The organism is Myceligenerans xiligouense, assembly GCF_003814695.1.
Taxonomy (GTDB): domain Bacteria; phylum Actinomycetota; class Actinomycetes; order Actinomycetales; family Cellulomonadaceae; genus Myceligenerans; species Myceligenerans xiligouense.
In genome coordinates, this window is the sequence record NZ_RKQZ01000001.1 from 2,904,274 (window position 1) to 2,924,477 (window position 20,204).

General features: G+C 69.3%; 26 protein-coding genes. 11 read left to right on the forward strand and 15 right to left on the reverse strand.

Features of this window, described 5'->3' with window-relative positions; genetic code table 11:
- Nucleotides 1-101: 101 nt before the first annotated feature.
- Nucleotides 102-251 (reverse strand): hypothetical protein, encoded by a 150-nt coding sequence (locus tag EDD34_RS12625; protein ID WP_123814890.1) that lies wholly within the window; start codon nucleotides 249-251, stop codon nucleotides 102-104.
- Nucleotides 252-418: 167 nt separating this feature from the next.
- Nucleotides 419-904 (reverse strand): MarR family winged helix-turn-helix transcriptional regulator, encoded by a 486-nt coding sequence (locus tag EDD34_RS12630; RefSeq protein WP_123814891.1) that lies wholly within the window; start codon nucleotides 902-904, stop codon nucleotides 419-421.
- A 97-nt stretch (nucleotides 905-1,001) separates the two neighbouring features.
- Here EDD34_RS12630 and EDD34_RS12635 point away from each other — a divergent pair, with 97 nt between their 5' ends.
- Entirely contained in the window at nucleotides 1,002-2,081 is a 1,080-nt protein-coding gene (locus tag EDD34_RS12635) for an LLM class flavin-dependent oxidoreductase (protein WP_123814892.1), read from the forward strand.
- The gene (locus EDD34_RS12640; protein ID WP_123814893.1) at nucleotides 2,078-2,767 is read left to right on the forward strand and encodes an NADPH-dependent F420 reductase; all 690 of its coding nucleotides are present in this window, start codon (nucleotides 2,078-2,080) and stop codon (nucleotides 2,765-2,767) included. Before EDD34_RS12635 ends, EDD34_RS12640 begins: the two co-directional genes overlap by 4 nt.
- A 30-nt stretch (nucleotides 2,768-2,797) precedes the next feature.
- Here the strand turns inward: EDD34_RS12640 and EDD34_RS12645 are convergent, their stop codons facing one another.
- Both EDD34_RS12645 and EDD34_RS12650 read right to left on the reverse strand, forming a co-directional pair.
- Nucleotides 2,798-3,400, reverse strand: coding sequence for a response regulator transcription factor (locus tag EDD34_RS12645; RefSeq protein WP_123814894.1), 603 nt, complete (start codon nucleotides 3,398-3,400; stop codon nucleotides 2,798-2,800).
- Nucleotides 3,397-4,602, reverse strand: a complete 1,206-nt coding sequence (locus EDD34_RS12650) for a sensor histidine kinase (protein ID WP_246012371.1) — start codon at nucleotides 4,600-4,602, stop codon at nucleotides 3,397-3,399. Before EDD34_RS12650 ends, EDD34_RS12645 begins: the two co-directional genes overlap by 4 nt.
- A gap of 159 nt (nucleotides 4,603-4,761) precedes the next feature.
- Here EDD34_RS12650 and EDD34_RS12655 point away from each other — a divergent pair, with 159 nt between their 5' ends.
- On the forward strand, nucleotides 4,762-5,658 hold the full coding sequence (locus EDD34_RS12655) for an ABC transporter ATP-binding protein (protein ID WP_123814895.1): 897 nt from the start codon (nucleotides 4,762-4,764) through the stop codon (nucleotides 5,656-5,658).
- Nucleotides 5,659-5,685: 27 nt separating this feature from the next.
- Nucleotides 5,686-6,405: an ABC transporter permease gene (locus EDD34_RS12660; protein WP_123814896.1), complete on the forward strand. Its 720-nt coding sequence runs from the start codon at nucleotides 5,686-5,688 to the stop codon at nucleotides 6,403-6,405.
- A 77-nt stretch (nucleotides 6,406-6,482) separates the two neighbouring features.
- Here the strand turns inward: EDD34_RS12660 and EDD34_RS12665 are convergent, their stop codons facing one another.
- On the reverse strand, nucleotides 6,483-7,325 hold the full coding sequence (locus tag EDD34_RS12665; RefSeq protein WP_123814897.1) for a helix-turn-helix domain-containing protein: 843 nt from the start codon (nucleotides 7,323-7,325) through the stop codon (nucleotides 6,483-6,485).
- A 102-nt stretch (nucleotides 7,326-7,427) separates the two neighbouring features.
- On the opposite strand from EDD34_RS12665, the gene EDD34_RS12670 reads away from it, so the two are divergent.
- Complete coding sequence (locus EDD34_RS12670; protein ID WP_123814898.1) at nucleotides 7,428-8,138, forward strand: SDR family NAD(P)-dependent oxidoreductase; 711 nt, start codon at nucleotides 7,428-7,430, stop codon at nucleotides 8,136-8,138.
- 167 nt (nucleotides 8,139-8,305) lie between these two features.
- Nucleotides 8,306-9,280 (forward strand): hypothetical protein, encoded by a 975-nt coding sequence (locus EDD34_RS12675; protein WP_123814899.1) that lies wholly within the window; start codon nucleotides 8,306-8,308, stop codon nucleotides 9,278-9,280.
- 51 nt (nucleotides 9,281-9,331) lie between these two features.
- On the opposite strand, the gene EDD34_RS12680 is transcribed toward EDD34_RS12675, so the two are convergent.
- Nucleotides 9,332-9,472 (reverse strand): CPCC family cysteine-rich protein, encoded by a 141-nt coding sequence (locus EDD34_RS12680; RefSeq protein WP_123816510.1) that lies wholly within the window; start codon nucleotides 9,470-9,472, stop codon nucleotides 9,332-9,334.
- A 49-nt stretch (nucleotides 9,473-9,521) separates the two neighbouring features.
- Here EDD34_RS12680 and EDD34_RS20675 point away from each other — a divergent pair, with 49 nt between their 5' ends.
- Together EDD34_RS20675 and EDD34_RS20680 are read left to right on the forward strand one after the other, a co-directional pair.
- Nucleotides 9,522-10,658: a nucleotidyl transferase AbiEii/AbiGii toxin family protein gene (locus tag EDD34_RS20675; protein WP_170177069.1), complete on the forward strand. Its 1,137-nt coding sequence runs from the start codon at nucleotides 9,522-9,524 to the stop codon at nucleotides 10,656-10,658.
- An 89-nt stretch (nucleotides 10,659-10,747) separates the two neighbouring features.
- On the forward strand, nucleotides 10,748-11,290 hold the full coding sequence (locus tag EDD34_RS20680) for a DUF5063 domain-containing protein (protein WP_170177070.1): 543 nt from the start codon (nucleotides 10,748-10,750) through the stop codon (nucleotides 11,288-11,290).
- A 61-nt stretch (nucleotides 11,291-11,351) separates the two neighbouring features.
- On the opposite strand, the gene EDD34_RS12690 is transcribed toward EDD34_RS20680, so the two are convergent.
- The 4 genes from EDD34_RS12690 to EDD34_RS20685 all read right to left on the reverse strand — a co-directional run bounded on the left by EDD34_RS12690 (nucleotide 11,352) and on the right by EDD34_RS20685 (nucleotide 13,660).
- Nucleotides 11,352-11,756 carry a hypothetical protein gene (locus EDD34_RS12690; RefSeq protein ID WP_123814901.1) on the reverse strand — a complete coding sequence of 135 codons (405 nt, stop codon included), beginning with the start codon at nucleotides 11,754-11,756 and terminating at the stop codon, nucleotides 11,352-11,354.
- 129 nt (nucleotides 11,757-11,885) lie between these two features.
- Complete coding sequence (locus EDD34_RS12695) at nucleotides 11,886-12,599, reverse strand: hypothetical protein (protein ID WP_123814902.1); 714 nt, start codon at nucleotides 12,597-12,599, stop codon at nucleotides 11,886-11,888.
- A 209-nt stretch (nucleotides 12,600-12,808) separates the two neighbouring features.
- Nucleotides 12,809-13,399: a hypothetical protein gene (locus EDD34_RS12700; RefSeq protein ID WP_123814903.1), complete on the reverse strand. Its 591-nt coding sequence runs from the start codon at nucleotides 13,397-13,399 to the stop codon at nucleotides 12,809-12,811.
- A 90-nt stretch (nucleotides 13,400-13,489) separates the two neighbouring features.
- Nucleotides 13,490-13,660 (reverse strand): hypothetical protein, encoded by a 171-nt coding sequence (locus tag EDD34_RS20685; RefSeq protein ID WP_170177071.1) that lies wholly within the window; start codon nucleotides 13,658-13,660, stop codon nucleotides 13,490-13,492.
- A 185-nt stretch (nucleotides 13,661-13,845) separates the two neighbouring features.
- On the opposite strand from EDD34_RS20685, the gene EDD34_RS12705 reads away from it, so the two are divergent.
- Nucleotides 13,846-14,061: a hypothetical protein gene (locus EDD34_RS12705; protein ID WP_211341574.1), complete on the forward strand. Its 216-nt coding sequence runs from the start codon at nucleotides 13,846-13,848 to the stop codon at nucleotides 14,059-14,061.
- Between the two features lie 412 nt (nucleotides 14,062-14,473).
- On the opposite strand, the gene EDD34_RS21405 is transcribed toward EDD34_RS12705, so the two are convergent.
- Nucleotides 14,474-14,596, reverse strand: a complete 123-nt coding sequence (locus tag EDD34_RS21405; RefSeq protein ID WP_281277785.1) for a hypothetical protein — start codon at nucleotides 14,594-14,596, stop codon at nucleotides 14,474-14,476.
- Nucleotides 14,597-14,625: 29 nt separating this feature from the next.
- Here EDD34_RS21405 and EDD34_RS12710 point away from each other — a divergent pair, with 29 nt between their 5' ends.
- Together EDD34_RS12710 and EDD34_RS12715 are read left to right on the forward strand one after the other, a co-directional pair.
- On the forward strand, nucleotides 14,626-15,393 hold the full coding sequence (locus tag EDD34_RS12710; protein ID WP_170177072.1) for a CPBP family intramembrane glutamic endopeptidase: 768 nt from the start codon (nucleotides 14,626-14,628) through the stop codon (nucleotides 15,391-15,393).
- 95 nt (nucleotides 15,394-15,488) lie between these two features.
- The gene (locus EDD34_RS12715; protein WP_246012373.1) at nucleotides 15,489-16,436 is read left to right on the forward strand and encodes a GlxA family transcriptional regulator; all 948 of its coding nucleotides are present in this window, start codon (nucleotides 15,489-15,491) and stop codon (nucleotides 16,434-16,436) included.
- Between the two features lie 27 nt (nucleotides 16,437-16,463).
- Here the strand turns inward: EDD34_RS12715 and EDD34_RS12720 are convergent, their stop codons facing one another.
- The 4 genes from EDD34_RS12720 to EDD34_RS12735 all read right to left on the reverse strand — a co-directional run bounded on the left by EDD34_RS12720 (nucleotide 16,464) and on the right by EDD34_RS12735 (nucleotide 20,139).
- A complete protein-coding gene (locus EDD34_RS12720; protein WP_123814907.1) occupies nucleotides 16,464-17,471 on the reverse strand; it encodes a zinc-dependent alcohol dehydrogenase family protein in 1,008 nt (335 codons plus the stop codon).
- Nucleotides 17,472-17,701: 230 nt separating this feature from the next.
- A protein-coding gene (locus EDD34_RS12725) for an IS3 family transposase (RefSeq protein ID WP_123813304.1) occupies nucleotides 17,702-18,990 on the reverse strand; the annotation gives its coding sequence in 2 pieces (ribosomal slippage) (nucleotides 17,702-18,717 and nucleotides 18,717-18,990; 1,290 coding nt in all).
- A gap of 51 nt (nucleotides 18,991-19,041) precedes the next feature.
- The gene (locus EDD34_RS12730) at nucleotides 19,042-19,284 is read right to left on the reverse strand and encodes a DUF1330 domain-containing protein (protein ID WP_123814908.1); all 243 of its coding nucleotides are present in this window, start codon (nucleotides 19,282-19,284) and stop codon (nucleotides 19,042-19,044) included.
- Nucleotides 19,285-19,398: 114 nt separating this feature from the next.
- Nucleotides 19,399-20,139, reverse strand: coding sequence for a GOLPH3/VPS74 family protein (locus EDD34_RS12735; RefSeq protein WP_211341575.1), 741 nt, complete (start codon nucleotides 20,137-20,139; stop codon nucleotides 19,399-19,401).
- Nucleotides 20,140-20,204 lie beyond the last annotated feature (65 nt).

The window sequence follows — 20,204 nt, forward strand, 5'->3', positions numbered from 1 at the left end:
CCCGTGCGGCTCGGGCGCGGCAGGGCGGTGGACCGCCGTTCGCGGTCCACCGCCCTGCGGGCGGCGCGGGTCACGCGCCGATCGACCCCGGGCGCGATGCCCTAGGTCCGACTACGGCGGACCAGAGCCAGGATCAGGCTGATCACGAGGACCACCACTCCGATCCAGATCAAGAACTGGCCGATCTCGGTGGCGATCCCCAGAATGACGAGAATCACGCCGATGATGATCAGGATGAGCCAGGACGACATACCCCACCTCCTCGATCGGCGCGACGCCGGACGCGCCGCGCTGTCTCGACACTCCCACCGTTCCCCGCCATTCGCATTTCAGGCACTTCACCCAGCCCGGGGTGCGCCCCTCCCGGACGGCCTGCGGACCGCCGCGGAGCCGGCCACTCGGACCCCTGAGCCCGCCGTCAGCGCCCCGAGGGCTCCGGGCCGAGGTCGAGCCGGCGGCGTAGCGCGGTGGTGATCGCGTCGACCTGCGCCAGCCGCTCCGGGGAGAGCGCGTCGACGAAGAGTTCGCGCACGGCGCGCAGGTGCGGCACGGAGCCGTGCCGGAACCTCTCCGCGCCGAGGTCGGTCAGCACCACCTCGACGCCGTGCGCGTCATCGGCGCAGGTGGCCCGCCGGATCAGCCCGCGCTTCTCCATCCGCCCCAGGTGATGGGACAGGCGACTCCGCTCCCAGCCGATCAGCGCCGCCAGCGCCGAGGAGCGCAACGTCTTCCGGTCCGCCTCGCCGAGGGCGAGCAGTACCCGGTAGTCGGCGGAGGACAAGGACGACTCGCTCTGGAGGCGCCCCTCCAGGCGGTTGCGCAAGGCTTCCGCGGTCTCGATGTAGTCGCGCCAGATGCGCAGTTCCTCGCGCGTGGGCATCGCGCGGTGCTTCTCCTGGGCCATGGCAACCTCCGGGAATTGACACGTCAACTCCCATGTTACAGGATTGACACGTCAATCCCCCTCGCGGGTGAGACCCGGATCCTCAAGGAGCACACCCATGACCGACAGCACCGCCCTCCAGTTCGGCATCGACAGCTTCGGTGATCTCCCCCGCGACGATCGCGGCGACATCGTCTCCCACGCCCAGGCCATCCGCGCCGTCGTGGACGAGGCCGTCCTCGCCGACCAGATCGGCGTGGACGTCATCGCACTCGGCGAGCACCACCGCCCCGAGTACTCGATCTCCACCCCCGAGACGGTCCTGGCCGGGATCGCGACCCGGACCGAGCGCATCCGCCTCGCGTCCGGCGTGACCGTCCTCAGCTCGGACGACCCGGTGCGCGTCTTCCAGCGTTTCGCCACGGTCGACGCCCTCTCGAACGGACGCGCCGAGGTGATCCTCGGGCGCGGGTCGTTCACCGAGTCCTTCCCCCTGTTCGGCTACGACCTGGCCGACTACGAGATCCTCTTCGAGGAGAAGATCGACCTGTTCCACAAGCTCCTCGACGAGGGGCCCGTCTCCTGGGAAGGCACCACGCGCGCGGCGCTCAAGGACGCCGAGGTGTTCCCGAAGACCGATTCCGGCCGCCTGACCACCTGGGTCGGCGTCGGCGGGTCGCCCCAGTCCGTCATCCGCACCGCGCAGTACGGGTTCCGGCTCATGCTGGCCATCATCGGCGGGGCCCCCGACCGGTTCGCCCCGTACGTCGACCTGTACCGGCGCGCCACCCAGGAGCTCGGGACCACCACCCACCCGGTCGGGATGCACTCCCCCGGCTTCGTGGCCGAGACCGACGACGAGGCCAAGCGTCTCTTCTACCCCGGGTACAAGGAGATCCGCGACCGCATCGGCGCCCTGCGCGGCTGGCCGCCGCTGCGCCGCGAGGAGTTCGACGCCGACGTCGCGCACGGCTCCCTCTACGTCGGCTCGCCCGAGACCGTCGCCCGCAGGATCGCGCGGGCGGTGCGGGCGCTCGACGTCGGCCGGTTCGACCTCATCTACTCCGCCGCCGGGGCCGGCTCCGCGAGCGCACGCCTGCGCGCCGTCGAGCTGTACGGCACCCGGGTCATCCCGCTCGTGCGCGAGATGCTCGCCGACCAGCCCGAGCGGCCCGAGCAGCTGGAGGGGGCCCGATGAGCACGGAGGTGAGCACCCGGGTGGACACGCGCACCCTCGGCATCCTCGGAGCCGGCAAGGTCGGAACCGTCCTGGCCCGGCTGGCCCTGGCCGCCGGCCACCGGGTCCTCGTCGCCGGGTCCGGCGAGCCGGACCCGATCGCCCTGACCGTCGAGGTCCTGACGCCCGGTGCCACGGCGGTCCGGGCAGCCGACGCCGCCCGGGACGCCGACGTCGTCGTACTCGCCCTCCCGCTCGGCAAGCACCGGGCGCTGCCCACGGAGGAACTGCGCGGCAAGCTCGTCATCGACGCCATGAACCACTGGTGGGAGGTCGACGGGCCCCGCGAGCGCCTCCTCGACGCGGACGTCTCGTCCAGCGAGCACGTCCAGGCGTTCCTCGACGGCGCGCGGGTCGTCAAGGCGTTCAACCACATGGGCTATCACGACCTCGAGGACGGGGCTCGGCCGGCCGGGACCCCGGGTCGCAGGGCGATCGCGGTCGCCGGCGACGGCGAGTCCGACGTCGCCGAGGTCGCCGCGATCGTCGACGAGCTGGGGTTCGACCCCGTGGTCGTCGGGCCGCTCGCCGCGGGGGTGCGTCTGGAGCCCGGCAACCCCTCGTTCGGCGCCAACGTGGAGGCCGCCGAGCTCCGGCGCCTCACTCAGGGGACGCACTCGGCGGGTGGAGGTGCGAGGGCGACCTGACGGCCGTCGCCCGCCGGGAGGTTCGACGGGCTACAGCCAGTCGTGTTCTCGGGCGTAGCGGGCCGCCTCGTGGCGGGTGCGGGTCTGGGTCTTCCGCATGGCGTTGGACAGGTAGTTGCGCACGGTGCCCTGCGCGAGGTGGAGGCGGGCGGCGATCTCGGCGACCGAGTAGCCGTCGCCGGTGACGCGCAGCACGTCGGCCTCGCGGTCGGTGAGCGGGTTGTCGTCCACGATCGCCGCGGCGGAGACGTCCTGGTCGATCCACCGGCGGCCCGAGTGCAGGGTGGCGATCACCGTGGCGATGTGGGCCGGTTCCGCGGACTTGCTCGCGAAGCCCTGCACGCCGAGTCGCAGCGCCTTGCGCAGGACGCCGGGCCTGGCGTGCCGGGTGAGCATGAGGACCACCTGGCCCGGCAGGGACCGGCGGATCTCGGCGACGGCGTCGAGGCCGTCGATGCCCGGCATCTCGAGGTCGATGACCAGCACGTCGGGCCGGTGGGCCAGGGTGACGCGGACGGCGTCGGGGCCGTCGACGGCCTCGGCCACGATCGTGATGTCGCCCTCCAGGGGCAGCAGCGCGGCGAGGGCTGAGCGGAGCAGCACCTCGTCGTCGGCGAGCACGACGGTCGTCATGGGCGTTCCTCTCCGATCGGGGTGCGGTGCCCGCCGTCGTGCGTGGCGGGAAAGGTCGCACGGGTCAGGAATCGCCCGTCCGCGCGCCGCGTGGTCAGCTCGCCGCCGGCGTCCGCGACCCTGCGCCCCAGGGTGGCCAGCCCGCGGAGTTCCGGCGGCGCGTCGTCGGCGGCGACGCCGTCGTTGCTGACGGTGATGCTGCGGGCGGCGAGCTCGATGCGCACCAGGGTGGCGCGCGAGTGCCGCAGGATGTTCGTCGTCGTCTCTCGCAGGACCTGCGCCAGGAGATCGATGGGCGGGGAGTCGATCTCGGCCCGCCGTTCGACCCGGACGCGGGCGCCCGCGGCTTCGAGGAGGTTTCTCGCGTTCTCCAGCTCTGCGGTGAGGTTGAGCTTGCGTTGTCCGTACGCGAGTTCCTTGGTCTGGGTGATGGTGTCGCTGACGAGGGCGTACACCTCCCGCAGCTCGCGCTCGACGCGTTCGGTGTCGCTGTGCAGCAGCTTCTGGGCGAGGGCGATCTTGAGCTTCACGACGTGCAGGGTGTGGCCCTGGATGTCGTGCAGATCGCCGGCGAAACGCATACGTTCGCGCATCACCGCCAGTTCCGCCTCACGCTCGCGGCTCTCCTCCAGCTCCGCCACGACGTCGTAGAACCCCTTGTTGGGGAACATCACGCCGATCACGACCGCCGTGATCCCGGTCGGCAGGATGACGTCGAGGATCACACCCGTCGCATCCACCTCGCCGCCGGTCACCAGGCTCAGCGCACCGATCGCCCCGACGTAGGCCGTCAGGGCGATCGCCGCGGCGACACGCCGGCGCGGCAACTGGGGGACGGTCAGACCACCCACGACGGCGAGGGAGTAGTACGCGCTCTGGGCGTCGCCGTCGATCAGGAACGCCCCGTAGGGCCAGACGACGGCGGCGACGGCCAGGCAGGGCACCGCGACACGGGCGATCTCGCCGACGGTCCACCGTTCGAACGCCACCACCACCGCCGCCAGTCCGAGCCCCAGCACGACGACGTCCTGCCAGGACTGCGCCTGCCGCGCCACCAGGATCGCGCCGACGGCGACGAACAGGGGCAGCGCCGTCGACAGGTTGAGGGTGCGGAACCGGCGTCGGGACATCCGCCCGGCACGGGTCGTCCACGGCGCCGCCGGGAGCCGTCCGGGCACCCGGCGGGCAGGTCCAGCGTTCATCGGCGAGCTTCCGGTCGGCGAGCGGTGTCGGCACCAGTATTGCCGCTGCGCGACGGCGCACCAGTGACGCCGTGTCATGCCTGGTGCGTGCGGATGTCATGCACGCAAGATGACGCCGCCTCACTGGTCGGCGCCGCCGCGGACGGCTGTGATGGGGCCATGAGCACAGCACCTGTCATCGACGTCGACGCCCTGAACGTCAGCTACGGCGACTTCCACGCCGTGAAGGACCTGTCGTTCCAGGTGGAACGGGGAGAGCTGTACGCACTCCTGGGCACGAACGGCGCCGGCAAGACCTCGACCCTGGAGGTCGTGGAGGGCCACCGGGCGGCGTCGTCGGGCACGGTGCGTGTCTTCGGCGAGAGCCCGTCGGACCGCGGGGCGGTGCGCCCCCGGACCGGGATCATGCTCCAGGAGAGCGGGTTCTCCCCGGACCTCACGGTCGCCGAGACCGTGCGCCTGATCGGCCGGCTCTCGGGACGGACCGACTCGGCCGAGCGCGTCCTGGGCATCGTGGACCTCGCCGGGAAGGCCGAGACCCGGGTGGCTCAGCTCTCGGGCGGTGAGAAGCGCCGGCTCGACTTCGCCACCGCCGTGTACGGGCGACCCGAGCTGATCTTCCTGGACGAGCCCACCACCGGGCTGGACATCCAGTCCCGCGACGCCCTCTGGGACGCGGTGGAGGAACTGCGCGCGGACGGATCCACCATCGTGCTGACCACCCACTACCTGGAGGAGGCGCAGCAGCGCGCCGACCGCATCGGCCTGATGCACCACGGCGTGTTCCGCCACGAGGGAACGGTGTCCGAGCTGACCCGGACCCTGCCCGCGGCCATCCAGTTCTCGCTCCCCGCCGGCTCGCCGACCCCGCCCATGCACCCCGGCCCCGTCGGCGACGGGGCCTACCAGATCGAGACGTTCGACCTGCAGGCCGACCTCAAGCAGTTGCTCGACTGGGCGCACGCCCACGGCGTGGAACTGCACGGACTGTCAGCCGCCCCGACCCGGCTCGACGACGTCTTCCGCGCCATCGACGCCGAACCCGCCCTCGCCTGAGACCCGCAGAACGGAAAACCCACGACCATGCTCCCCATCGCACGCAGCGAACTGATCCAGATCTTCCGCAACCGGGCGGTGCTCATCACGAGCCTCGTCATGCCCGTCGCGGCCGGCGCCTTCTTCATCTACCGCCGCGACACCTTCCAGGACCTCGGCAGCCTCGGCTACATCGCGGCGATCCTCGTCTTCACCATCGCGGCGTTCAGCCTCTACGCCACCACCGTGACCACCCTGGCCGCCCGCCGCCAGAACCTCTTCCTCAAGCGGCTGCGCTCCACGGCCGCCGGCGACACGGCGATCCTCACCGGCCTGGTGCTCCCGGTCAGCGTGATCTCCGTGGCGCAGATCGCCCTCATCCTGGGCGTCTTCATCACGCTCAGCGGCGCGCCCGACAACGCTCTCCTGCTGATCGTGGCGATCATCGCCGCGTTCGTCATGATGCTCGCCCTGGCGATCGCCACGGCCGGCATCACCAACTCCCCCGAGCACGCCCAGGTCACGACGCTGCCCCTGAGTCTGGGTGTCGTCGTCCTGGCCAGCTGGATCGGCCTCACCGGAACCGAGGACCTCGCACTCCTCAAGCGGCTCCTGCCCGGCGGCGCGGCCACTGAACTCGTCATGAACGCCTGGAACGGCGGCGTCCCCCTCACCGAGTCGCTGCTCCTGCTGGCGCCCACCCTCGGGTGGGTCGCCGTCGCCGTCGCCCTCGCCTCACGCATGTTCCGGTGGGAACCACGCCGGTGACGGTCGCGGTGGCGCGGACTCCCCGCCGCACGAGGCCGCGCCACCTCGATCAACCCGATCCTGCCGGGCGCTTCCCCTCAGCCAAGAACCTGAGTCCCGATGGTGTTCAGCAGGGCGAACTGGTCGGCCGTGGCGGCGCCTGCCGGTGCGGAGCAGACGGCGATGCGCAGGTCGCTGCCGGGAACGGTGAGGGTGTCGCAGTCGACGGCGACCGGCCCGAGACCGGGGTGGTGGACGGTCTTTCTGTCGGTGGTGTGGAAGCCCACGATGTGGGAGTCCCAGAGGTCGTCGAAGCGGTCGCTGACCCCACGCAGATCGTTGATCAACGTGGTGAGCTGGGTGTCCCTGGGGTATCGGGCGGCGGATGAGCGCAGATCGGAGACCAGGGCGGTCTCGAAGCGGTCCTGCTGGTCGGGGTCATGGGTGACACGGGTGGGCCGGCCCGTGAAGTGGCGCCAGGCGATGTTGCGGTCCTTGCCGCGCCAGGACGAAGGATCTCCCATCAGGGCGGCCCACAGCGGGTTCCATGAAATGAGACCCCACGTGGCGTCATGGACGCTGAGCGGGCAGCCGTCGAGCTGGTCGAGCAGGCGCTGGACGCTCGGCGGAACGTGCGGGGATACCTGGCCGCTGGTGGGCAGAGCCTGACCGGCCAGCAGGTAGAGGTGGTCGCGTTCGGTCTCGGTCAGGCGCAGGGCACGAGCGAGCGCGGCCAGGACCTGCGGAGAGGGTGAGGTCGCCCGGCCCTGCTCCAGGCGGACGACATAGTCCACGGAGACGCCGGCGAACTGCGCGAGCTCCTCGCGGCGCAGCCCGGGCGCCCGGCGCACCCCGGCACGGGGAAGGCCCAGGTCCTCGGGGCTCGTACGGTCGCGCCAATGGCGCAGAGCCTGGCCGAGGGGCACAGGATCGTCGTTCACCCCTCCATTGTCCGCCGCCTGTCGAGGAACAGCCTGGTACTGGTCGACCCCCCGATGAGGAGAGCTCTCCCTGACCCGCGCCCCGGCGCGCAGAGTGAAGGCATGACTTCAATCACCGTGATCACCGGGGCCAACAAGGGCCTCGGATTCGAAACGGCCCGCCGCCTCATCGCGGCCGGCCACACCGTCTACGCCGGTGCCCGCCACGCCCACCGCGGCGAGCTGGCGGCACACGCCCTGGGAGCCCGCCCGCTGCTGATCGACGTCACCGACGAAGCGTCCGTCGCCGCGGCCGCCGACCAGGTGCGCGCGGAGGCAGGCCGCGTGGATGTCCTGGTCAACAATGCCGGCATCGCCGGCCCGGCCGCCCCTGCCGGCGAGCTGAACGCCACCGACCTGCAGCAGGTCTTCGACACCAACGTCTTCGGCGCTGTGCGCACCACCCGCGCCTTCCTGTCCCTGCTCCAGCAGGCAGCCCGGCCCGCGATCGTCAACGTCTCCAGCGCGCTGGGCTCGCTGACGATCAACGCCGACCCGGCCGCCCACAGCGACCTGCTCCCGGCATGGGCGCCGCTGCTGGCCTACAACTCCTCCAAGGCCGCGCTGAACATGCTGACCGTCGTCTACGCGCAGTCCCTCCCGCAGATCAGCGTGGTCTCGGTCGACCCCGGGTTCACCGCGACCGACCTGAACGGCCACCAGGGCACCCAGAGCGTCGAGGAAGGCGCCGCGGCCATCGTCACCGCCGCCACCGCCGCGCCCGGCACACCCAGCCCCGCCTTCGTCGGTGCCACCGGCCCCGTGCCGTGGTGACTTCATTCAGGCTGGCGGCGGAACGACTCCAGGGCGAGGGTATGCTCGCGGCCACGATGAGCAGCTTCACGGACAACGATCGCGTCAAGAGGTCTTGGTTCGACAGATTCGCTGAGCACAACCGTGATCGCCGTACGAGGAGTGTCGTCGGGAACATGCTCCTGGTATTGGCGATCGCGGCCGTTCCGACGTGGTTGTCGGTGGAGCACTTGCGCACCTTCGCGATTCTCGAGGAGCACGGCGTGAGGACGTCGGCGGAGGTGCTCGCGTTCGAGGGCGCGCGGGGGCCACGCACGATGATGATCAGCCCGGACGACAACCCCTCGGTGTTCACCCGCCTGAATCACTGGCCTCGTGGCACCGAGGTGGGGGACACGCTGGAGATCACGTATGACCCGGCGAACCCCGGCCGAGTCATGGCAGTCGACGCACCCGCGGTCGACGCGTCGATCGCCATCGTGGCGCTCTTCGAGATCGGCGCGCTCGGTCTGGTCGCCGTCCTCGTTCCGCCTGGTCTCGTGCTGCTCGTGCGCCGGGTTCGTGATCCTGCGTGGCGGCGTCGTTCGGATCCCGGCGCATCGACGGGCCGCGATGGACGGCAGCCGCGACGTCACCGTCTGGTGTGGGTGCCGGGCGCCTGGCGCAGGATCAGGCACGAAGCACAGGAGCAGGGCGCTTGGACGTCCATCCTGGTCTTCGCCGTCACACCGATCACGTTCACGCTGCTCTGTGTCGGCGTCACGGTGGTAGAAGTCCGTGATCTTGTTGCCCTCGACGAGCGCGGCGTCGCCGCCCAGGCCGAGGTCCTCGGCTCGGAGTGGGGAAGCAACCGCCAAGACCGCCTGATGGTATGGGTCGACGGAGAGGAGTCGTGGATCACTCGATGGACCGGCGTGCCGCGGTACGGCGATCCGATCGACGTGATCTACCTGCCCGAGAACCCCCGAGTCGCGCGGCAGGCCGGCGTCTTCCCTTGGGGCCCTGCGCAGTTCGTCCTCGTCGCGGCGGGCATCGTGAGTGTGATCACGACGCCATTCGTCACCTCCGCGGCGATCGCAGGCCTGCTCGCTCGGGCAGCCAGAGCACACGGGCGGCGCAGCGCCGAACGCTATCCCACTGGGCAGTCGACTGAGCTGCCGTAGCAGGGGGGTTCAGGCAAATTTTGCGGACTCGATCTCGCAAGTGACGCGTGCTCAAGCCATCGCTCCTCCGAGATAGTCGGGCCGGCGCAGCTGGATCGCGTCGTCTTCCCAGAAGCAGATCCCACAGACGTCGAATGAGCCAGGTGGCTGATCGAACACCTGGTGTCCGCAGCACCACCCCGACGCCTCCACCAGCGCCAACTCCTTCGGCCCGTCGACCCGGTGTGGCAGGATCGCGGGCGTGTACGAGGGCGCGCTGGAGATCCATCTGACCGTGAATTCCTGGGCTGCGGACCGTCTGGATGCGTTCGCGGGCGAGCGCGCGATCAAGGTGAGCCGGATCGAGCTCGATCATGGCAAGTTCCGCTCCCAGCCGATGCTGACGGTCGAACTGACCGGATCGCTGGAAGACGCCGAACAGCGGGTGGTGCAGCTGCGCCGTGAGCTGGCCGCCGCAAGGTTGCAGGCGGTGCGGGTCAAGGTGGAGACCGCGCCGTGGAACCGCGACGTGCCCGCCACCGACGAGCAGGCGCGCGAAGACCTGTACTTCGAGCACCACATCAAGGTCCGCCTTCCCGCCGGAAACGTCGCACGTCGCCTGGCGATCACGACACTGGCCCGAGAACATGGCGCACGAGTCTCCCGCAATGCGCGACGCGTGTTGGAGGACGGGACCGAGGAACGGTTCGTGACCCAGCGGTGCTTCGGCGTCGGGCGCGAGACCTCACGCCTGAGGCTGGCCGCGCTGGTGTCAGCGCTCGGCGATGGCGGGTTCGAGGTGCTGGAGGTCGAGGAGGAGTACGTCGTGGTCGACGACAATCTCGGCTTGGATGCCGGCTGGATGGACCGGCCCGCGAAGAACGCGGGCCCGAGCTACAGCGACCTGATCGACGCGCGCGTCGCACGGGAGCTGTCCTACGACGGCGACGACTTTCCGGACACGTTCGTGCCACTGGTGCCCTCGGCCGGCGTGAGGCAGCACGCTGTGTTCGAACCGGCACTCAAGCAGTTCACCAACGCCTTCAAGACGGGTCAGCCCGCCTTCGCCGACCCGATCCGGGCCGAGCGGTGGGCCCAGGCGCGCACGGCCGTACGGAACCATGTGCTCGACGTCATCGCACGCTCACCATGGGCCCCGAACCTGGTCCTGCGGGGCAGCGCGACACTTCCCGCCTGGCTCGGAGACACCGCCCGAGAGCCCGGAGACCTCGATTTCGTGGTCACGCCGCACTCGCTCGGCGCGAACAGCCCGCGGACCTGTACGACGCCGTCCGGCTCACCGAAGTCGCCCTGCGATGGTCACTGCTCCGGCAGGTTCTCGACGCCGCCGACGACGCCTGGGCTGCAGGCCTCGACGCCGCGCAGGCACTGGAACTAGACGTGGACTGGGACAACCCCCACCGCGCCGACCTGGAGGCCAGGTTTGCACCATGCACCGCGTCGCCGCCCTCAACCAGCAACTCCTTCATGGCTGACGCCCCACGCGACGCGCCACCCGCCGATCCCGCACCGCGCAGCCAGCCGGAACTCGGACCGCAGGCCACCGCGTTCCGGCAGGCGGCCGAGGCGTACTGCACGGCCATCGAGACCATCGCCACCACCGACCCGCACGAGACGCTGACGCGGCTGCGATTTCTCCTTGCCGCGCTGATCTCCGCAGCCCTCGTGCTGCCCACGTCGGAACCCGTGACGGCCACGGTCCCGCCAGGCATCGGCCACGACGCCTGGTCTGCGCGATTCGCCGCGATCGATAGCGCTCTCGGCTCCGCGGCCACCTACTGGGCGGCGAGCCTCTCGTCCCAGGACGTCGAACCCGAGGTGGTCCTGCTGCCGCTGGCTGACGACCTGGCCGACATCTGGCGCGACCTGCGCCCCACACTCGACCAACTCGCCTCGGGAACAGAAACCGCGGATGTCGTGTGGCAATGGCGATTCACCTTCGACGCACACTGGGGCCTGCACGCCGTCGAAGCCCTCCGCGCGCTGCACATCGCCATCACGGCGGCGTGACGCGCGACTCTGGTTGCCCGGGAGGTTCCTGCACAGCAACACAGGTGCTCTCGGGCCGGGGTCACCCGGCTGTCTGACGTGTTGCCGTCCGGGCCATGAGTCGCATGCGCGCCCCGGTACGGAAGCGCCGGGAGCCGCCAGGCGCGGCCAGCAGTCGGGATGCGTCATCGTCGGTCAGCTCGGCACGGCCCGCCAGAGCTAGGCCAGCAGCGTATGGCCGCTCGCCGTCCGCCAGGAGACGCAGGACGCGGTCCAGGACGGCGAGCAGCACCTGACGGTCGGCCTGTGGACTGGCTGCGATGCCGGCCAGCAGGGCGTTGTCGTTCCAGACAGAATCACTCCGGTGGACGATCATGGCCAGCACCTCGGGCGTGACGTCGGCCCGTTCGGCAAGGGCGTGCCACACGAAGGGATACGGACAGCGGGCCAGCTCGTGCAACTCATCCGCTGACACATCCGCTGCCAAGGCCCGGTCACGGTAGGTCGCTGGGCTACGCATCCAGCCCGCCCCATCCCGGAGCATCCCGAGCAGGGCGGACGACCGGCAAGGAGCCCGCGTTCATGCCGCGGAGTTCCGGGCCTGTTCCAGGTGCGGTCACTGCTCGTCCTCTCCGCGGACCGGCGGGCCGTCGCGCTCATCGAGGAACCGATCGAGGAGTTCAAACAACAGGCGGATGGCGTAGCTCTCCTCGTCCTGCGTGAGGTCGCCAGGCGCGAGACGGTCGCGGTCAGGGAACGCGGTCAGCAGGATGATCGCCGACCAGCGAAGGTTGCTCCCCGGCGCACCAGGCCGCTGCAGAAGCCACTCGTGAAACCCGTCCAGGAGCGCACCACAGGTGCGCAGCCCGTGGAAGTCATAGCCCTGAATCCACGCGACCACGCGCTCGAAACTCTCCGTGCCAACGAACATGCCCGGCCGCTTGGCGAACTCCGCGAGGAACTGCCGCTCAGACATCTCCGAGACCGGAGCACGGGGCGCCATCTGCGCGAGGGCCGCACCTGAAACAGGTTCTTCATCGGCCACCTCCTGGCAGCTGCCACATGCCAGCGGCGAGTGGGCGCTGAATGTCTGCCGCTGGATCTCATAGCCTGATTCCGCGATCCCGCACAGCGTCGAGGATCCCTCCACGGCATGCTCGACCCGCACCTCAGTCACCACCGCCGGCCACGCCACCTCCACACCCACCGGGACCGGCCCGTTCGACATCGCCAATGCCCTCCCGCGCGCACTCCACCTGCGTGCTTGCCCGATCTCGAAGGGCGAGAGCCGACGGGTCTCCCCCGGCACCAGTGCCATCGCATGCTCCACGAAGCACATCGTGCCAGGAGGGTCCTGCCGCTACAGCAACAGTCACTGATCACGGACACCCGCTGTGGCCACAGCAGCGGACGTCTGAATCAGCAGGGCACTGGCGAGGCTTCTGGCGACCCGATGGGCTCCCGCATCCAGAGTATGTCAGCCTGCTGACGGATTCGGGTGCGGGATCCCACATGGATGAAACCCTGAGTGGCAGAGTCTTACTCTCGGCCGATTGCTGTCAGGCCGATATCAATTGTCTCGCCTGCCATCAGTTCCAGAGTCATCTGGAAGGAGTGGCCATCGACGCCGTTGGTGCAAACAGTAACGCCTTCATCCGCACCGAACCCGACATCATCACACTTCCAGCCGCGAGCTGATAGCACTTCAACCACTGAGGCAACCCGTTCGGCATCGGGCGGGCTAATCACGACGTACGGCTTTCCGTCGCCGGAATTGTCGCAGTAGACGTCGGATACCTTTGCTGAGCCCAGGGCCAGCTTCACCGACTCCGCCTCGACCTGAAGGGCAGCGCCATCTTCGCTGTCGCACTGGTTCCCGAAGAACCCCATCGTGCGCCCTACCACGCCGAGAGCCTGGACAGAAAACACCAGGACGGCTGCCGCCACTATTGCTATCAGCCATATCAGTAGTGTGCGATTCTTCGCTCGGGCCGATGTGTACGGAGCTCCGTCCGCATCAAACTCGCCGGAACCTAGTCCTGCCGATCGCCCCATGCTCTGTACCCCGTCGCGCGTCACTGCGTTCCAAGCGAAGAAGGCCACCAACGCCCACACGGCGACGTGATGCATGCCGTAGGAGAAGGTTACGAGAGCCGCGTACCCAGCTGCCGCAACGAGCGCGAGCGGCAGGCCCCAGCCGTGGTTCCCGTGTCGGCACATCTACCTCGCCGACTTCGTCGTCGGCGTCGTCTCGAAGACCGGGCCCGACGACCCGTCGTCGCAGGACTCGCCGGAGGCATCTCGGAGGTAGACCAGAACACTCGTGGCAGGCAGCGCTCCAGATCCTGTGTCGTGGGTCATCTCGTCCGCGGCCCAGGTTGGCGCCGTCATAGCCCACACCTCCACATCAGCCGAAGTCCTCGAACATGCGTACCCGCCAAGCTACGCCAGTCGTTTCGCCGACGTCGACGAACGGACCCTCGTCGTCGCTGGCTCGCCACAGGGCCTGCCCCCAGTGGTCGCGTAGCCGCTGCAGCGTCGGTGTCCTGGCGCCGGGATCAGATGTCGTGGGCGTCGTGGTGCAGCGTGATCGCCAGATCTCCGCCATCGGTCCAGGACACCGGCAGGTACAACTCCCGAGTGGACTGGCGGGCGATCAGCTCGACATCCTCACCGACTCGTCGGACTCGACAGGGAACCTCGGGTCCGACTGGGGACTGGACGACATGCACCTGGTGGTCCGGCAGGACGGCCAGGTGGTCGCGGACGAGAAGACGGGCTGGCCACGGTGACCGTGCCACCGTCGGGGGCCGGCTACGAGGTGACGTTCGACGCCGCCCGCGGCACCGACCGGTGGTACTCCGGGGCAGTCGTCTCCGGCGAGTGGAGCCGAGCCCGGACCAGCGCAGTACACGAGACACGACCTGCTGGACCTGCGCTACGACGTGGCCGGGAGGTGCCGGGTGATCACAAACAGCATTGCCGTTCAGGCCGCCGAGCGGGTACCGCGTCTGGAGCCGCAGGAAGCAGCGGAACTGGCGCTGAAGTCCTGACCCTCCGCGTAGTCGCAGACGTTCGGACGGCATGGACCGCCGCACGCCCGCCGGTCCATGCGGTCCGCAGTCCTTGCCGCCTGTGCTGGCTGTGGCCGCAGGACTCGCCGTGGTTACGGTCGGCAGGGACGTAGTCGTTGCCCACGCTGCGTCAGCGGACCGGCTCGCTGCGGCCGTGGACCCGCCGGCCGCCGTCAGGGACGCGGCCGAGCTTCTTGACGTCGATGTGGATCAGCGAGCCTGGGCGCAGCCCCGCCAAGTACCGCTTGACCATGTGGTGACACCATGGTTTTCACTGCCGCCATGCACACGAACTCCGGTACGACGACGTTGCGCGTCCGCCCTCGGGTCTGGTTGGGCCTCGTGGCTTTCGTCGCCTATCTCGCGGTCTTCTACGCCATCTGGATCGTCAACGGAATCGACTACGCGCGTGTCGGGGAGAGCGAGGACACGCTGCTGCGCTGGTACGTGGCGCCCCTCGCCGGCGGTCTCGTCGTTCTCCTGATCACCATCTCGCTCTTCGGATGGTGGCGACCAGCACTCCGGGAGACGCGGCGGCTCCCGAAGAGTGCTGCCGTGGTGCCGGCGATCATGGCCGCGGTCGCGATCCTCAATCTCGTGTTCGGCGAGTTCTCGCGGGTGACGATGACGATGTGGCTCTTCCTCGTCGTCGGCAGCGTCCTGGTCGGGTTCAACGAAGAATTGGCCGCGCGTGGCCAGCTCTTCGTCGCGCTGCGCAGCCGGTTCGGCGAGGTGGGTGTCTGGTTCCTCTCCACCGCCCTGTTCTCGCTGCTGCACCTGCCCAACTTCTTCTTCGGGATCGGTGCGCTCGCGTTCCTTCAGGTCGTCATCCAATTCGGGCTCGGATCCGTCTACTACCTGGCGTTCCGCTCGACGGGGTCGCTCGTTCCGGCCATGCTCCTGCACGGCCTGTGGGACTTCTCGACGTTCTCGTCGAGCCTTCCCTACGCCGGGCTTGCTGCCCCGTTCCTCGGGATCGCAGGCTTCGTGGTGGCCCTGGTCCTCGTGGTGAAGGAACGACGACGGAGCCCTGCCCCACGGGTGAGCTGATCCGTTGAAGCCGGTCAGTCACGGCTGGCAGCAATGCGCACCTGTGCAAGGATAATGACATGGGCGGCGTATGCCGACCGGATCGGAGTCGGGTGGTGCAGCGACCGCACCGGGTGATGGTCCTCGTGCTCGACGGGGCCCGCCCGCTGGACGTCGGGATACCGGCGGAGGTGTTCCACCCGGAGACGGGGTTCCCCTACGAGGTGTCGGCCTGCGGTGTCAGCGCCGGAACGGTGCTGTCCCACGGGGAGTTCAGTTTCACGGTCCCGCAGGGCCTGGAGGCACTGGCAGACGCCGACACGATCATCGTCCCGGGGTACGTCCCGGTCGGTCGGCCACTGCCGGCCGAGGTGGGCGAAGCGCTCCGGTGCGCCGCATCCCGCGGGGCGCGCATCGCGTCCATCTGCTACGGCGCGTTCGCCCTCGCGGACGCCGGGCTGCTCGACGGCCTGCGCGCCACGACGCACTGGGACGCCGCGGAGAAGCTCGCGGAGCGGCATCCACAGATCACGATCGAGCCGAACGTGCTCTTCGTCGACGAGGGATCCGTCCTCACCTCGGCGGGGGCCGCCGCCGGAATGGACCTGTGCCTGCACATCGTGCGACGCGACCTCGGTGTGAGCCCGGCGAACGAGATCGCGCGAGCGCTCGTGACCGCGCCCTACCGGACCGGCGGCCAGGCCCAGTACCTGCCGATTACCAGCCCGGCGGCCCAGGGCGAGAACCTTGCCGCGACGCGGGAATGGGCCATGGCACGGCTCGACCGACCGATCACGGTCGCGGCGCTTGCCGCACACGCGCGCCTGGCGCCCCGCACGTTCCTGCGCCGCTTCGCCGAGGAGACCGGCAGCACCCCGATGCAGTGGATCCTCCGGGCGCGGGTCGACACCGCCCGCGAGCTCCTGGAGAACACGAGGCTGCCGATCGACCGCATCGCGGAGCAGGTCGGCCTGGGAACCGGCTCGAACCTCCGGCTGCATTTCCGCCGGCTCCTGGACGTGTCCCCCTCGGAGTACCGGGCCACCTTCGCCGGCCGAGGCTAACCCTCGGCCGGCGTCGGGAGCGTTTCGCTACGCGATGCGAGGAGGTAGCGCAGCGGTCTCGCCCGCCACGTCGATCGCGACCTTGCCGTGCAGTGCGTACGAGCGCCTGTTCTCCAGGAGCTCGTGAGCCTCACCCATGCGCGCCAGCGGAAGGGTCGCCCCGATGACCGGCCTCACCAGACCGCGCTCGACCAGAGCAGTGAGCGCGTCCAGCTTTCCTCGGTTCTGTCGGGTGAAGACGAAGTGGTACGCGGCGTTCTTGCCCCACGCCTCGATGAGGTTCTGCGGCTGCGCGATGTCGACGATGCTCACGACGCGTCCCCCGTCGGCCAGCGCCAGTGGGCTCCTGGTGAGCGTGTCGCCACCCACCGTGTCCAGGACGATGTCGGCCCCCTTGCCTCGGGTCAGCTCGGCGACGGCATCGACGTAGTCGGTCGAGGTGTAGTCGATCGCCGCATCCGCCCCGAGAGAGCGCACGAACTCGTGCTCGCTGGCTCTGGCCGTGGTGATCACTCGAGCGCCCATGGCCTTGGCGACCTGGACCGCGATCGTGCCGACACCACCCGCGCCCCCGTGGACGAGGATCGTCTCCCCTACGGTGAGCCGTGCCCGCGTCACCAGGCCCTCCCAGACCGTTCCGCCGACGAGCGTCAGGCTCGCCGCCTCCAGGTGAGTGATGTTCTGCGGCTTGTGGCCGACGAGGTCGACGTCGGCGACGTGCTGCTCGGCGTACGAACCGGGCCCGCCGAAGATCCGGGGCGTGTAGTACACCTCGTCGCCGACGCGGAACTCGGTCACGTCGGATCCGACCTCCTCGATCACACCGGAGATGTCATGCCCGGTGATCGCGGGCAGAGGCACGTGCTCGGCGTAGTCCCCGCGGCGAATCTGAAAGTCGAGCGGGTTGACAGCGGTCGCATGGACACGCACCCGCACCTGGCGTGGTCCGACCTGCGGGACAGTGACGTCGCGCAGCTCGAACACCTCGGGCCCTCCGAAACGGGCGAGCACGACGGCCTTCATGGTGTCAGTCATCTGGAGTCCCTCATCGTGGTTCCGGGCTCGGGATCGCCGAGCTGCTGGGTGGTCTCACAGTGTCGGCCGCACGGTCCACGATCTCTAGTGGCAACAGTGCCATTATCCGCGAGGAAAGTGACAGGTCGGTGGACGTGGCGCGTTCACGCTGCCGCGTCCACACCGTCGACGAGCACCGCCCGGTAGGACGCACCCCGGAAGCGCTCTGAACCGGCCCGGGTTCTCTGCCGCTACTTTGCGGGTTCGGGCTCTCGGGTGAGGGCCTCGTAGTGGAGCGTCTCGAACTCTATCGGGGTGAGCATCCCGAGCGAGCCGTGGAGACGCCGGTTGTTGTACCAGTCGACCCATCCGGCGGTCGCGTACTCGACGTCGGCGAGGGTCTGGTAGGGGCCGGGGTGGAAGATGGTGGTGCGGATGCACTCGGTCTTGTACAGGCCGTTGATCGTCTCGATGAGGGCGTTGTCGTAGGCGTCGCCGACGGAGCCGATCGAGGGCGCGATGCCCTCGAGGGCGAGGTGCTCGGTCAGGCGAATCGCTGTGTACTGAGATCCGGCGTCGCTGTGGTGGATCAAATCCCCAGGTGAGACCGGTTTTCCTTCTCGTTCTCGTTGCCAGAGTGCGATCCGCAGCGGAGTCATGACCAGGTCGACCTTCTTGCTGGAGCTGGCGTGCCAGCCGATGATCCGCTGGGCGAAGACGTCCACGATGAACGCGACGTAGACGAACCCCGCCCAGGTACGTACGTAGGTGAAGTCGGTGACCCAGGTCCGGTTTGGGGCCGGGGCGGTGAAGTCGCGGTTCAGCAGGTCACCGGCCCGTTTCCCATCCGGGTCGGGGATCGTGGTACGAAGCTTCTTCGCCCGGCGCACGCCCTCGAGCCCGAGGCTGCGCATCGCCCGGTCCACCGCGCCGCGCGAGGTGCCGGCGAGGTCGTGCCGGCGACGGAGCAGGGCGACCCACTTGCGCCGCCCGTACAGGCCCTCCGGCGTCATCTGCATCTGTCCGGTGACCTCGTTGAACGTCCAGGCCAGGGCGCGGACCTTGTCCTCGACCAGGGCGTCGGTGACGGTGCGGGCCGCGATCCCGGCCGGGCGCTTCCATGCCCGGTAGGTCCGCGCAGCGATCCCCAGGCCCTGCTGACGCAGGACGCGAAGGATCGACTCGACTGCGTAGCCCTCGGCCCTCAGCTCGTCGACGAACGCCAGGATCAGCGGTTTCGGGGGTCGAGCTCCCCCGCGAAGAAAATCGAAGCCCTACGCAGGATCTCGTTGTCCTCCCGCAGCTTCTTGTTCTCGGCCTTGAGGCGTTTGACCTCGGCGGACTCTTCACTGGTCACGCCAGGCCGGGTGCCGTCATCAACCTCGGCCTGGGCCAGCCAGCGCCGCACCGACTCGCGGGAGACGCCTTCCTGACGGGCGACCGCGGTCACCGCGGCGGTCAAGGTTGGGTACTCCTGCAGGTGGTCCCTCACCAGCCGCACGCACCTCGCACGCAGCTGGGGATCGATCTTCTTCGGCATGCTGTCCATCCTTCCGGACTCAAACAGCAGCGGCATCAAACCCGGGCCGGTTCACTCCCGTGCCACTTCCTGGTACTGCTCGCCGCGATACCACGCCCTCGCCGCCGCAGCATCGGGGAACTGCAGGACGACTACGCCCTCGATCGGGGGCCCTTCGAGCACTTCGTACGTGCCGTAGTCGACGAGGACCTGCACATCGTGGCCGGTGAACGTGCCATCGGCTCGTTCCGAGTAGCGATCGAGAGCCTGCTGATCGTTGGTGGTGTCCCGCTGGAACACGATGTACGCGGTCATGGTGACCCTTCGTCGTGTGATCAATTGACTGTTCGTGGGCGAATGCGGCACTGGAGTGCCGCGGGCCTGATGGCAGCGCCGCCGCCTGGTGTGCTGAGATCCGCTCCTGGCCCGCTAGCCCCGAGGTTGTGCTGCGGCGGCGACGATGACGTTGGTGACGATCGTGGCGGTGATGGTGCGCGTCACGGCCTTTGCCGCTGCGCCGGCGCCCCAGTTACCGTCTTTCAGTTCCTCGGCACGAGCGATGACCGCAGAGGTCCACGGGATATCACGGTCGAACTGCGGCAGGGCCCCGCTTCCGTAGAGCAGCGCCGCGAGCGCCGCAGTGCGTTCTGTGGGCATGGCGCCGTCGACGAGCACGGCGCGGACCTCGGCGAGCAGGTGAGCACGCCGCGTTGTCGCGCCCTCGTGGAGCGCTGACGTCTGGAAGAGGCCGAGTGTCTTGCGCGTGCGACGGTGGAGGTCTCCCCGTTCCACAAGTCGGTCCAGCAGAGGTTCTCGCAGACTGGGGCCCGTCGCGGCGAGAACCGTCTGCGCGCTTCGTGGCTTGCCGGCGACGTATTCCCAGCTCGCACGCAGCAGCTGGTCGGTTGGCGGGTTGGCGGCCACGGCCTCTACCGTCATCGTCCCGAACCGCGTTGCGCCCGTCTGCACGTGGCCGCCGAGACCGAGGTCTGCGAGGACTGCGCCGGCAAGCACCCAGTAGAGCGTGGTCTCGCCGGCGATGTTTCCTGCGCTCCCCTTGGGGTGCGGTTGGAAGAGGAGCAGAAGGAGGTCCTCCGCCAGCGTTGGGCTCTGGAGCGAGGCGGCGTCAGTGGTGTCACTCCTGTGAGCGGGTCGCTGTTGCCCAGTCATTGCTCGGTCCCTTCCTCATGCGTCATCGGTTTCAACTGGCGTCGTCGATCACAACGAGCCCCGTG